This window comes from Pseudomonas sp. CH61 (assembly GCF_059429415.1).
The window spans coordinates 1,683,551-1,696,956 of sequence record NZ_CM182098.1; the positions used below are offsets into that span (position 1 = coordinate 1,683,551).

The 13,406-nt window shown below is 61.0% G+C and carries 11 protein-coding genes; 2 read left to right on the top strand and 9 right to left on the bottom strand.

Annotated features, from left to right (window positions below):
* Positions 1-13 precede the first annotated feature (13 nt).
* Entirely contained in the window at positions 14-1,300 is a 1,287-nt protein-coding gene (locus AC5SEM_RS07540; RefSeq protein ID WP_007919616.1) for a VRR-NUC domain-containing protein, read from the bottom strand.
* A 3-nt stretch (positions 1,301-1,303) separates the two neighbouring features.
* On the bottom strand, positions 1,304-3,547 hold the full coding sequence (locus AC5SEM_RS07545) for a type VI secretion system Vgr family protein (RefSeq protein WP_495472539.1): 2,244 nt from the start codon (positions 3,545-3,547) through the stop codon (positions 1,304-1,306).
* Between the two features lie 130 nt (positions 3,548-3,677).
* On the opposite strand from AC5SEM_RS07545, the gene AC5SEM_RS07550 reads away from it, so the two are divergent.
* Positions 3,678-4,889 (top strand): helix-turn-helix domain-containing protein, encoded by a 1,212-nt coding sequence (locus tag AC5SEM_RS07550; RefSeq protein WP_495472540.1) that lies wholly within the window; start codon positions 3,678-3,680, stop codon positions 4,887-4,889.
* 31 nt (positions 4,890-4,920) lie between these two features.
* On the top strand, positions 4,921-5,556 hold the full coding sequence (locus AC5SEM_RS07555; RefSeq protein ID WP_495472541.1) for a Vgb family protein: 636 nt from the start codon (positions 4,921-4,923) through the stop codon (positions 5,554-5,556).
* A gap of 119 nt (positions 5,557-5,675) precedes the next feature.
* On the opposite strand, the gene AC5SEM_RS07560 is transcribed toward AC5SEM_RS07555, so the two are convergent.
* From AC5SEM_RS07560 to AC5SEM_RS07590, 7 genes are all read right to left on the bottom strand, one after another.
* Positions 5,676-5,867: a hypothetical protein gene (locus AC5SEM_RS07560; RefSeq protein WP_495472542.1), complete on the bottom strand. Its 192-nt coding sequence runs from the start codon at positions 5,865-5,867 to the stop codon at positions 5,676-5,678.
* Positions 5,868-6,083: 216 nt separating this feature from the next.
* The gene (locus AC5SEM_RS07565; protein ID WP_495472543.1) at positions 6,084-7,472 is read right to left on the bottom strand and encodes an amidohydrolase family protein; all 1,389 of its coding nucleotides are present in this window, start codon (positions 7,470-7,472) and stop codon (positions 6,084-6,086) included.
* Between the two features lie 13 nt (positions 7,473-7,485).
* Positions 7,486-8,853 carry a nucleobase:cation symporter-2 family protein gene (locus AC5SEM_RS07570; protein ID WP_116031247.1) on the bottom strand — a complete coding sequence of 456 codons (1,368 nt, stop codon included), beginning with the start codon at positions 8,851-8,853 and terminating at the stop codon, positions 7,486-7,488.
* Between the two features lie 240 nt (positions 8,854-9,093).
* Positions 9,094-10,149 carry a CobW family GTP-binding protein gene (locus AC5SEM_RS07575; protein ID WP_495472544.1) on the bottom strand — a complete coding sequence of 352 codons (1,056 nt, stop codon included), beginning with the start codon at positions 10,147-10,149 and terminating at the stop codon, positions 9,094-9,096.
* 104 nt (positions 10,150-10,253) lie between these two features.
* Positions 10,254-10,871, bottom strand: coding sequence for a UbiX family flavin prenyltransferase (locus tag AC5SEM_RS07580; RefSeq protein WP_371043885.1), 618 nt, complete (start codon positions 10,869-10,871; stop codon positions 10,254-10,256).
* Positions 10,868-12,253: a UbiD family decarboxylase gene (locus AC5SEM_RS07585; protein ID WP_495472545.1), complete on the bottom strand. Its 1,386-nt coding sequence runs from the start codon at positions 12,251-12,253 to the stop codon at positions 10,868-10,870. The genes AC5SEM_RS07580 and AC5SEM_RS07585 overlap by 4 nt, the downstream gene beginning before the upstream one ends.
* A gap of 246 nt (positions 12,254-12,499) precedes the next feature.
* A complete protein-coding gene (locus AC5SEM_RS07590) occupies positions 12,500-13,405 on the bottom strand; it encodes an amidohydrolase family protein (RefSeq protein ID WP_007952854.1) in 906 nt (301 codons plus the stop codon).
* Position 13,406: the final 1 nt, after the last annotated feature.

The following is a 13,406-nucleotide window of genomic DNA, read 5'->3' on the forward strand; positions in this document are numbered from 1 at the left end:
AAGCTCTCTTTTATCAGGCTGTCGCCGCAGCAGTGATAGCAGCGCCGCCCAAAATGGTGGCCAGCACGGCCCATGAAAGCTGAGCCAGTCGAACGATAACCAAAATTGCTGCGACAATAGCAGCAGGCACACCGGCAGCAACCAGTGCAGCTCCAATAGCAAAAGCCACCACTACGGTGGCAACGACTGTTCCTACGTCAATCAATACTTGCATCCAGTCGATTTCCTTGAGCTTTTCCAAGGTCAGGTCGGTGAAATGCTGAATTTCCTTCCACGCAGCCCTGAGTTGCTCATCCGTCCAGCGAACGATTTTCGCACCTGTTTCACTGACCCATTCCCAGGCTTTTTGAGACTCACGTCTAATCCATTGACCCTTGATTCCGAGCCACGTAGCGGCGTCTTCGAGGTGTTGTTGCATTTCTTGCGATAGCCTTCGAATGCCCTGAGCACCTTGCTCCAGGAGTCCTTCAACGGCCTCTTGAAGTTGCGTCCAGCTTTCGACCCGCGCCGGTCTGGGTGTCGCTGTTGGGCCGTACGCGGGAACAGGGACCGGAGCGGGTCTTGGGGCTTGCCCCGGGCCTCCGGTCGGGGGCAGCAAAACAGGCCATTGCTGTGGGTTGAACTCACCAGTAGGCTTATGTTGTCTGTTGTATTCGCGGTCGCGTTCACGCTCGCCGTCATCTCGACAATCATTGATTTCGAGTACAGAAAAACGGTTTGGGCCACCTGCTATATCCAGATAAGCCTCTCGCTGTGCCATACCGAGGACGTCCCCAGGAAACTTCACTTCCACTAGCCTCTCCAGATTATCCGGATGCGCAACACCTTGATGATCTGTTCCAGCTTGTCCCGGCCAACGCAAGCTGCGTGTCTTGACGATGATAACGTCGGGACGCCGTAATAATCCTTTGACTGAACCTTTAGGAAATGGAAAGAGTGAATGGCGCCGCGTGGGGTCTGGCTTCACGTCGTCGCCCAGCCATGAGGAACTCAGGAATGGTTTGGGGGGGAGGGACGACATGTCGAAGCAGACTTCAGCTTTGTAATCCCATTTGAATTCCCAGCGATATTCATCTGCCCGAATCAATCCACTCATTACCAGCTGTTTAAGCTCCATGCCGGTGAAGTCGCCATCTTTGGCTTTTTTTATCGTTAATCTGGGAAACCGCGATGCGTAATTGGCTTTTTCCATCAGATACGGTTTGTTATCAGGATTGGGCAGCGGTGCTTGTTTGACCGTACCTTCGATACTGGTGTTCGTGCAGCCTTGTGGCGTTTGAGGTGGTTGCATGACCGGCATGATTCAGCCCTCCGAGTTGGCGTTTTTGAAGTCCAGGGTCATTTCCTTGGGTGCGCTTTCCCCCGCCCTGATCAACGGCTCTTCAGGCTCGGGTTTGCGTACAGGTGTCAGCAGTTCAACCTCTGCCGGGCTGCTGCTGTGTGCCTGAAAGGTTTTTCCTTCTTCGTTGGTATAACCGGCAATTCGGGTGCCATCAGCGAGCTTCAATGTATAGGGGGTACCCACCAGAGGGTCACCGGTTTTCTCATCCAGCAACAGGTAGCGCGCCTTGTGACTGCGCGGCGCGCTGTCAGGCAATTGGCCGAATTTATCGGTGTCAACTGCGCCGGGAATCAACGGCACCAGAATCCTGATCCCGGTGCCAACCCCAGGCGCGCCGCCGGTATTGACCTTCACTTCAGCGCCGCTGATGGTCACGCCGCCGGCGTCGACCTTGACGAAACTGCCGCCAGCCTTGGCGGTGAGTTCCATGCCGGCGTCTATCACGACCTTGTCGCCGGCGTGGTAGTGGATTTCGCTGCCGGCTTCGACGAATTGAGCGGTGCCGACTTTTACATGCTGCGTCACACCCACGGTCAGGTGATCATCCGCACGCATCTCGCTAATCCGATCCAAATGCGTAATCCGGTGCTCTTCAACCTTGAACTCACTCAGCGTGTTGGCTTCGACGGTGTCGTGACGTTCGTTGCCGACGCGGATCTTCTGGTCGTGCTCGATGTTTTCGTCCCAGTCGCGTTGGGCGTGGATGTAGATCTGCTCGACGCCTTTCTTGTCTTCAATCCGGAATTCGTTGTAGCCCTTGCCGCCCGGTGAACTCAGGGTTTTGAAGGTGCTGCGGCTTTTGTTTGCCGGCAGGTCGTAGGGGACGACGTTTTCCTTGTGGTACAGGCAACCGGTGACCAGTGGCTGGTCGGGATCGCCTTCAAGGAAGGTGACGAGGACTTCCATGCCGATGCGCGGGATGGCGATGCCGCCGTAGGCTGCGCCGGCCCAGCCGCTGGCGACGCGCATCCAGCAGGTGGTTTTGTCGTTGGACTGACCGTCGCGGTCCCAGTGGAATTGTACTTTGATGCGGCCGTACTGGTCGCAGTGGATCTCTTCGCCTGCGGGGCCGGTGACCACAGCGGTCTGGCTGCCGAGGACTTTTGGTTTCGGGTGCTCGAGGGCAGGGCGGTAGTGCGCGTCCCACGGGGTGGCGAGGAAGCTGTTGCGGTAGCCCTGGTGGAAATCGCTTTTGTGGTCGGTGACGTCGCTGGTGACGTTTTCGCCGAGCACTTGCGGTTGTTTGCCTTCGTGGAAGACTTCCAGCAGCAGCCACAGGTCGTTCCATTCGGCGCGCGGGTGTTCGGCCAGCGTGAGGAAGTGGCCGCTGGTGAGGGTCGGTTCGTCACCTTTGCCTTCGGCGAGTTTGTAGTCGCTGCGATGGCGTTCGAGCGCGCGGGTGGAGAGGAACTTGCCGCGCTCTCGAGTGGTGAAGCGGCCGGGGTAGTCGTAGTCCTCGAGGTCCGGGGCGAACTCGGTTTTGACCGCGCCTTCGGGGAGGATCTTTGGTTTTTCGAAGTCGTAATCGCGGCGGCTGACGCGGGTGGTGCGGGTTTCCAGGCGCAGGTTGAAGCGTTTGATCACCGGTTTGTCGGCAGCCATGCCGGAGTCTTGCTGGTAGCTCACCGATTTCAGCTTGCGGAACACGGTCTGGTCGTCGCCGAACACCAGTTTGTGGCCGCTGCTGCTGTGCTGGAAGTGGAAGTGAATGCCTTCTTCCTCGCACAGGCGCTGGATGAAATGCAGGTCGGATTCGTCGTACTGCACGCAGTACTCGCGCTGCGGGTATTCGGCGCCGAGCTGGAAGCTATAGGCGTCGGCGAGGATGCCGCGATCTTCCAGCACCTGAGCGATGATCTTCGGTACGGTCAGTTGCTGGAAAATCTGCTGATCGTGGTTGTGCCGCAGGTAGGCCAGTTGTGGCACCAGGCTGAGGCTGTAACGGGTCAGGGTCTTGCCGGAGTCGCCTTGCTCGATGCGGTAGACCAAGCCATGGATCTTGCCTTCGCCGGTGGCGCCGAAGGTCAGGACGCCGGGCTTGTGCAGCAGCTCTTCGAGTTTGAGGTCGGGGCGGGCGCTGACGAGTTCGAGGTCGAAACGGAACGGTTGGTTGATGGCTTCACGACCAACAAAGCTAAACACTTGCAGGTCGGCGTTGGCGCCTTCGACAGTGAAGGTAATGTGGCTAGCGTTTGCATCCAGCATGCTCGACTCCATCCATTGGAAAAGCTGTGCCGATGTTGCAACAACTGAAACAGCCGATCAAGCGTCCAAACGCGCCATAATCAGCGATCAGACTCAGCTCACGATTCAGCCATCGAGGGACGGACGAGCCATGGATTCGCTGATCAACGCCGCCGGCCGCGCGCTGTCTGCTGGTGACCCGCTCGGCGCGTTGAACTACGTCGCTCTGCGTGAGGACCCGCCGGCGCTGGCCCTGCGCGCAATTGCCATGGCTCAGCTCGGTGATCTGCCCCGTGCCAAGGCGTTATTGCAACGAGCCGTGAAGGCGTTTGGCAACAATGAACCGCTGTCGCGGGCGCGTTGTGTGGTCGCCGAGGCCGAGGTCGCGCTGGCGGCGCGGGATCTGGGCTGGCCGGTGAAAGCGCTGGAGGCGGCGCGGCGGGTCTTGCAGGAGCACGGTGACGGCGTGAACGCGGCGCACGCGCGCTATTTGCAGATTCGCCGGTTGCTGTTGATTGGCGAGCTGCAAGAGGCCGAAACGTTGCTGGGTGAAACTGATCCGGCGCCGCTGCCGCCGGCGCTGCGTACTGCTCATGAGTTGATCGCCGCCGGGATCGCCGTGCGCCGAGTCCAGGCAAAAAAAGCCAATGCGGCTCTGGTTCGGGCCCAGGTTGCGGCACGACAGGCCGGGATTGCCGCACTGAGCGCCGAAGTCGATCACGCCAGTCAAATGCTCGCTGCGCCGGCAGCGCGGTTGATCGTTGCCGGTCAGGCACAACGGGTGAATCTGGCGCAGGTTGAAGCTTTGTTCAACTCGTCGACACTGATCGTCGATGCCTGCCGCTATAGCGTGCGCGGTGCCGGCATGACGGTGGCGCTGGCCACGCGGCCGGTGCTGTTCAATCTCGCACGATTACTTGCGCAAGCCTGGCCAGGCGATGTGGCGCGCGAAACACTGTTTGTCACAGCCTTTGGTTTTCCCCTCACGGATGAATCGCACCGTGCTCGCCTGCGGGTCGAAATTGGCCGATTGCGTGCAGCGTTGGCACCGCTGGCGAACATCAGCGCGACGCCAAAGGGGTTTGCGCTGATGGCCGAGGATTTGGCACTGCTGACACTGCCAGTCGAAGACAAATACGCGGCGTTGCTGGCCTTGCTTGCCGACGGCGAGGCCTGGTCGAGTTCAGCGCTGGCACTGGCTTTGGGCAACAGCCAGCGCCAGGTGCAACGCGCCTTGGAGGCTCTGGCGCGGGCGGACAAAGTGCAGGCGTTCGGTGTCGGCCGGGCGCGGCGCTGGATGACGCCGCCGATGCCCGGTTTCGCGACGATCTTGTTACTCCCGGTGTCGCTGGGCAATGGTTAGGCTGGACCCACACATCCACGAGGAAGCCTCCATGAAACACGCAAACGCAGAAATCCTTCGCGAGTACGGCCCTTTTGATGGCATCAAAGGCATTCACGGCGTGACCTTCGATGGCCAGCAGGTCTGGTTCGCCAGCGACGGACAGCTCAACGCCCTGGATCCGGCCAGTGGCGAAACCGTGCGCACGCTCAAGGTCGGCGCCGACGGTGGCACCGCCTTCGACGGCCAGCACCTGTACCAGATTGCCGACCGCCACATCCACAAAATCGACCCGGCCACCGGACGCGTTCTGCACACCATTCCGGCACCGGGCAATGGCGGTGATTCAGGCATGGCCTGGGCGGACGGCTCGTTATGGGTCGGGCAGTATCGCGAGCGCAAGATTCATCAGATTGATCCGCAGACCGGCGAGATCCTGCGCACGCTGGAGTCGAACCGCTTTGTCACGGGTGTGACCTGGGTAGATGGCGGGTTGTGGCATGGTACTTGGGAGGGAGATGAAAGTGAGCTGCGGCGGATCGATGCGCAGGACGGAAAGGTTATCGAGTCGCTGAAGATGCCCGCGGGGCAGGGTGTCTCCGGGCTGGAGGCGGACGGCGCGGATCGCTTTTATTGCGGTGGCGGCGACAGTGGACGGGTAAGGGTGGTGCGTCGGCCCAAGTCGTGAGGGTGACTGCACCGGCCTCTTCGCGAGCAGGCTCGCTCCCACAGTGATTGCGGGTGAATACACATTTTGTGAACCACTCCAAACCTTGTGGGAGCGAGCCTGCTCGCGAAAGCGCAGTATCAGCCACCGCTGTTTCGGCGACGTTCATCACCATTCGGGTTACCGATGTCCAGCAACCTCCTTTCCAGCAAAACATTCTCAAGGGCCTGACGCTCTACCGGCTTCATTTGGTGCTCACGCTTTTTCAGCTCCAGCAGAATCGGGCTGGACCAGGTGCGGTAAGTCTGTTCGATGGTGCGACGCGACGTCATCAGTCTCTCCTTGATCAAGAGCCCGGTGTTGCGGGCAGGGGCTCTGTCCGATGAGGTATTAACGTTAGTCGACAAAGCCGGAAGTCGCGAATGCGACGGCTTTATGTGGGAGCGAGCCTGCTCGCGAAAGCGTTGGATCAGTCAATGTTGCAGTGGCTGACAGTATGCCTTCGCGAGCAGGCTCGCTCCCACATTGAAGTTGTGGTGAATTGGAAATCAGTCGTCGACGTTCATCAGTTGTTGCACACCTTCCCACGCTTCGGCGCGCATGCGTTCGATATCCAGCCCCGGAATCACGCCGTTATCCACGACCACGCGGCCGCCGACCAGGCTGTATCTCACCGTGATCGGCTCACCCGCTACCACCGGTGCAACGGCACTGTCGTGGAAGCCATAGAACCGTGGATGGTCGAGGCTGTAGATCACCAGATCCGCCGCCTGACCGACTTCAAGTGTGCCAACGGCGCCGAGGCCAAGCACCTGCGCGCCACCCGCCGTGCCCCAGTGAATGACGTCTTCAGCGGTGGTCGCCGAGGCGCCTTGTTCGGCGCGGTGGATCAGCCACGCGGTGTTGGCTTCGCCGACCATGCTCCCGGACTCATTGGAGGCCACACCATCCACGCCCAGGGAAATCGGCACGCCGGCTTCGTACATCTGCGGCACCGGCGCGACGCCGCTGCCCAGTCGGGCGTTGCTCACCGGGCAATGGGAGATACCCGTTCCAGTCTGCGCAAGCATGCGGATTTCGCCAGGTTGTAGATGCACGGCATGGGCAAACCAGACGTCAGGGCCGAGCCACTCGTGTTCGGCGACGAATTCCACCGGCAGGCAGTTGTATTTTTCGCGGCAGAAATTCACGTAGTTCTGCGTTTCCGACAGGTGCGTGTGCAGGCGCAAACCGAGGCCGCGTGCGGTGTGGGCGAGTTCGCGCAGTAGCGTCGGCGGTAGGGAGAACGTCGGCGTGGTCGGGGCGACAACCACGCGACGCATCGCGTCCGGGGTGTCCTGGTGATACAGCGATTTCAGCCGCTCGATATCGCCAACCATCTGCTCGAGGCTTTCCGGTTGCAGCGCGGTTTTCGAGAAGCCCGGATGCGCGCTCGCCGACTCCAGCGCGCCGCCACGGCACAGCACAAAACGCAGGCCGAATTCATCGGCCATATCGAACAGCAAGTCGCCGGTCTCGGTGCTGCCGTGGGCGTGGTAGAGGTAATGGTGGTCGGCGCAGGTGGTGACGCCGGACAGCAGCAACTCGACCATGCCCAGACGCGCGGCGATGCGCGCCAGTTGCGGGGTAAAACGGTTGAGGCGCGGGTAGGGCACGCTCGCCAGCCAGCCTTGCAGATCCTGATTCAGTCCTGCGGGCACGGCTTTGAGCAGGTTCTGGAACAGGTGATGGTGGGTGTTGATCCAGCCCGGATAGACCACGCAATGGCGCGCGTCGATCACCCGTTCGCCGGGTTGCGCTTGCAGGTCGGCGGCCATTTCGGCAATGCGACCGTTGACCACGCGGATGTCCACGGCCCCGGCCCGCGCGCGGGGGCCACGCAGGCCGGCCATCACCGCGACCGGGTTCTTGATCAGGATGTTCTGAAGTTGAGTCATGGGCAGCTCCAAACTAAAGGATGTGCGAGGCGGATTTGCTGGCGGTGGTTTGCGCCACGCTGACGCCATTCAGGGCGGCGTTGAGCAGCACCGACACCAGGCAAGCGATAACCACGCTGCTGTGCAGGAACGGCTGCGACCACTCGGGAAGTTGCTTGAACAGGGTGGGGGCGAGCACCGGCACCAGCGCGGCGGCGATGGTGAAACCGACGATCAGCACGTTGTAGCGATTGCGCTCGTAATCGACTTTGGCGAGGGTCTGAATGCCCGCCGCCGCGACCACGCCGAACATGGCGATGCCGGCACCACCGAGGGCCGCAGTCGGCATCGAGGCGATGATCGCGCCGGCCTTCGGCACCAAGGCAATCGAGCACATCAGCAAGCCGCTGACCGCGACCACCCAGCGGCTGCGCACGCCAGTGAGGATCACCAGTCCGACGTTTTCCATGAAGGCGATAAACGGAAACGCGGCGAACATGCCGGCGATGGTGCTGGCCAGGCCATTGGCGCGCAGGCCGTTGATGACCTGTTTGTCTTCCACCGGTTTTTCAACGATGTCGCCGATGGCCACGAACAGCCCCATCGACTCGACCATTTGCACGATCATCACCACGACCATGGTCGCGATGGGGATCAGGCTGAAGGTCGGCAAACCGAAGTAGAACGGGTAGGGCACGGTCAGCCATGGCGCTTCTTCGACGCTGTGAAAACTGCCCATCCCGAGACCGTAGGCGAGACCGGCGCCGATCAGCATGCCGATCAACACCGCCATGTTGCGCAGCAGCGGGCTGCCATAACGGTTGACCAGCAGAATCGTCAGCAACACCACCACCGCCACGCCGAGAAACGCCGGGGCGCCAAAGTTGCTCGCGTTGCGTCCGCCGCCGACCCATTCATAGGCAATCGGGAACAGCTGCAAACCGATCACGGTGACGATGCAACCGGTGACCACGGGCGGAAAAAATCGCCGCAATCGCCCCACGAACGGCGCCATCAGCATGGTGAACAACCCTGCACCGATCACCGCTCCGCAGACTCCGGCGAACCCTACTTCCGGGTTACTGCCGATAGCGATCACCGGGCCGACGCTGCTGAATGCGACGCCTTGCAGAATCGGCAGGCGCACGCCGAATTTCCAGAAGCCGACGGTTTGCAGAAGGGTGGCGATACCCGAGCAGAACAGCGTGGTGCTGATCAGCACCACCGTGTCGGCGTGGGACATTTTCAGGGCACTGGCGACAATCAACGGCACGGCGATGGCGCCGATGTACGAGACGGCCATGTGTTGCAGGCCGAGGGTGAGCATCTGTCGTACCGGCAAAATCCGGTCGACGGGGTGCACGGTGGATGCGGTTTTTGATGGGGATGTGGCTGACGACATGGGGAAACACCTCTGGCTGTTTTTATGCGGTAGAGAGGGGTATTCGTCTGATGCCTCGGACCTGGGAACACCGAAGATTCCCTGTAGGAGTGAGCCTGCTCGCGATAGCGGTGTGTCATTGAGCGGTGATTTGACTGATTCACCGCTATCGCGAGCAGGCTCACTCCTACAGGTTTTATGGCATCAGTCATTCGTACACATGTGCCCGAAGCCGCCATCCACCGGCTTCGATGCCTTGTTTCAGCCTGCCAGGCAGGCGGCGAAGCCTTGGTTCAACGCCGCGCGGTCCAGGTCGCGGCCGATGAATACGATCTTGCTCGAGCGGGGCTCCGTGCCCCACGCGGTCGAGGCACGAAATTCGACCAGGCTGTGCACGCCTTGCAGCACATAGCGCTGGTCTTCGTTGGCCACCGCGAGCACACCTTTCATGCGGTACAGGTTGTCGGCCTGGGAGGAACGCAGTTCGCTGATCCAGCGATGGAACGCCATCAGGTTCACCGCGCCGTCCACGGCGATGCCTACCGATGACACGCTTGGGTCGTGTTGGTGATCCTGCTCTTCAATAGAGTGCTCAGCGTGATGCTCATGGTCGTGGTGATCGTGCTGATCCGCGCCGATTTCCATCAGCTTCTGCGTGCATTCGAACGCGCCGATGCCAAGGATTTTCGTCAGGTCGATTTGCGCATGGGTCGAGGTCACCAGATCCGCTGTGGCATTCAAGCCACGGATCTTGCCGCGCAGGGTTTCCACTTCTTCAGCGCTGACCAGATCGACCTTGTTGATGACGATCCGGTCGGCGCAAACAATCTGGTCCACCGCCTGATTATCGACGCCGTCGAGTTGCAGATCCTCCAGATGCTGGGCGATGTGCTTGGCGTCGACCATGGTCACGATCGCGTCGAGTTCCACTTCCTCGGCAATCGGGTCATTGATGAAAAAGCTCTGCGCCACCGGGTACGGATCGGCCAGACCGCTAGTCTCGATAAGAATGTGATCAAGGCGTACCGGGCGTGCGACCAACTCGCGGACGATGCGCACCAGGTCCTCGCGAACCTCGGCGGTGCAGCACACGCAGCCGTTGACCATCTCGTAGATTTCTTCGGTCTCGGAACTGAGGACGAGGTCGCCGTCGATGCCGACCTCGCCGAATTCGTTTTCGATCACGGCGATCTTGCGGCCGTGGTTTTCCTTGAGGATGTAATTGAGCAGGGTGGTTTTACCGGCACCGAGGAAACCGGTGAGGATGGTCACGGGGATTTTGGTGTTGCGGGTTGGGGCGTTGAAGGGGGTGTTCATGGTGAGGCTCCTTTGTACTGTTTAACCGGTGCACACTGAATTCGGGTGGTGCTGCTTTTTTGTAGGAGTGAGCCTGCTCGCGATGGCGGTGTATCAGCCGACATTTATGTGATTGATACAACGTCATCGCGAGCAGGCTCACTCCTACAGGGGGTTGGGTGTTCTCTCCAGCGGGTGGCGACGCCGGCATCGAGGCCGAACAGGTCGAGCACGCGGCCGAGGCTGTGGTCGACCATTTGCGCCAGATTTTCCGGGCGGGCGTAGAAGGCCGGCACCGGCGGGGCGATGATCCCGCCCATCTCGGTGACGGCAGTCATGTTGCGCAGGTGGGCGAGGGTCAGCGGGGTTTCGCGGGCCATCAACACCAGCGTGCGGCGCTCCTTGAGGGTGACGTCGGCGGCGCGGCCGATCAGTCCCGAGGAAGTGCCAGTGGCAATCTCCGCCAGCGTCCTCATCGAACACGGCGCAACCACCATCCCCAGACAACGAAACGAACCGCTGGCGATCCCGGCAGCGACGTCATCGGCGCGGTGGTAATAACTGGCCAGCGCAGTGACGTCAGCGAGTTTGTAGTCGGTCTCGTGGGCCATGGTCAGCAGCGCGGCACGGCTGATGATCAGGTGGCTTTCGATATCCAGTTCAGCGAGCAATTGCAAAAGGCGTACGCCATAGATGAAGCCGGACGCACCGCTGATGCCGACCACCAGCCGTTGCCGGTTCACGATTCAAGCCCTTTGAGCAAACTCCGCGCGCGCCCCAGAACTTCCTGATCGAGCTGCGCCTTGATCCCGTCAAACCCGGAACCGCGAGTCGCATCCAGGCCCATCCGCGAGGTGGTGCCATTGACCGAGGACGACGGATCGAGCGGACTGCCCGGCAAGCCATCAATGGTGAAAATATCCAGGTGCGGCTGGAAGTGCGTGGCCAGTGCCCACAACACCTGGCTGTCATCGCTGATGTCGATATCGCTGTCCACCGCGATCACGGTTTTCAGGTACGGATCCCAGCCGAGCAAGGCCAGCATGATCTGCCGCGCCTCGCCATCGCGGCTCTGATCCAGCGCCACGTAGCAGTGAAAATGCGTGCCGGAATTGGGGTAATGCACAGCGGTGACGGCAGGGAAACGCGCTTTCAGTTTCTCGCTCATCTCCGCTTCACGGGGCAGACGGGCGAGGGTCAGGTGTTCGGCGTAGCGGCCGCCCATAACGTCGACCAGCCAGGCGTCTTTGCGCTTTAACAGGGTGTCGACGCGCAGCACATTGTTGGTCGAACGATCCGAGGAGTAACCGCTGAATTCGCCGAACGGGCCTTCCTCGGCGTAGGCCGCCGGGTCGATGGCACCTTCCAGCACGAACTCGGCGAACGCCGGCACGCCGATGCCGTAGCGCGGGGTTTTCACCAGCTCCAGCGGCGCGCCGAACAGGCCGCCAGCCACGGCGCGTTCATCGGCGCCATAAGGCAAACGCGCGGCGGCGGCGAGCATGAATAGCGGATGCGCGCCAACCACCATCGCCACACGCAATTCTTCACCACGCTCGCGCGCGGTTTGCAGCATCCGCCACAAGTGCCCACGTGAGTGCAGGCTGGTCGCAAGCGCTTGCCGGGCGTGGCGCATCGAGCGGTGATAGCTCATGTTGGCGATGCCGGTCAGCGGGTCTTCGGCAACGATGATCGCGTTGGTGATGTACGGGCCGCGATCACTGTCGAAATGCTTGAGCATCGGCAGCAGCGCCAGATCGAGCGCTTCGCCTTCGAACACTTCATCGAGGATCGGGCCGCTTTCTACATAACGTGGCGCGATGGGGCGGTTGGCGCGGGTTTGAAAGGTTTCGTGCAATTGCGCCGGGGTTACGCCGAACAGCCGGGCGATGCGGGTTCTGGAGGCGAACAGATTGGTCGCCACCGGCACGCGGAGGTTGCCGACGTTTTCGCAGATCAGCAGTGGATCGCGGCCTTGGGCGGCGAGGGCATCGACCAGGGCGGTGACGTCCTGATCGGCGGAAATCGCTTGGGTAACAGTCAGCACATCGTCCGGGTACTCACGGCGATAGGCGTCGATGAACACGTGAAAGTCCTGAGAATCGCCGAGCGTCGAACGGGTCATGGTGTCACCTCGTAAAAAGCAGGCACGCAGGGGTGAGAGGGCGTTCAAACGGCCAGCCGTTGGCCTGCCGGACGAACGAACGCCGGGTCATCTTCGTGCCTGTAAAGTCGCTGTGTGCCTGGGTTGAACACCGCTCCCTTGTAGGAGTGAGCCTGCTCGCGATAGCGGTGTATCAGTCACTATCACCGCTAAATGACGCACCGCTTTCGCGAGCAGGCTCGCTCCCACATTGGGTTTTGTGTGTGGCTACAGGTAGGTGGTGGTCAGGCGAATGTCGGCCTCGGCCAGGTCTTTCGGCGGAGGCGTCGGTTCGATCCCGCACAACCGTGCGATGTTGTTCCCCAGGTAGTCCTCGAGATGATCCTCATCAATCCCCAGACCCTGCGGTGCCGGCGAGCACAACACCTCCAGTTCCCTCAGCCACATCCCCGGTTCGTTCGGTGGCGAGTCCGTGCCAAAGACGATCTTGTTGCGCGGCAGCTCCTTGGCGAATTCGACGATGCGCGACTGGAAGCACCAGCCCGATTCGCAGTACACGTTTGGCGTGTCCATGGCCATCCAGAACGCTTCGAACGAGTAGTTGCCGCCGGTCTGGATACCGAAGTGACCGATGATGAAATTGACCATCGGAAACTCGCGGATGATCGGGTAGAACATCGTCGGAATCGTATACGGGCCGTCGCCGGTGTGGATCAGCACAACGATGTTGTACTTGGCGCAGACCTTCATCGCCGGGCGCAACCAGTCGAGTGCGCGATCCGGGCGATAGCCGTGCATGTTGGCGTGCAGTTTGAGCATCTTGAAGCCGTATTCCTTGATGTGGAATTCCAGCTCCGCCGCACCGTTTTCCGGTCCCCAGCGCGGGTTGAAGTTGAAGTTGCCGATGAAGCGGTCCGGGTACTTCACACAGAGTTCAGCGACGTAGGACATGTAGTCGCGCACGCCTTCGCGGCCTCGGCGGTTGCCGTCGCGATAGCCGGTGTTGCCCGGTGGCGGCTGGATGAAACCCATGTCGATGCGACGCGGTTTGCCGTTGATCATGTACGGGCCGTCCATCAACTTGAGCATGCGCTCGCCGGTGAACGGTTCGCCGGTGTGGCGCCAGGCCTCGTCGACCAGGTTGGTAGGGTGCAGATGGGTGTCGATGATCATC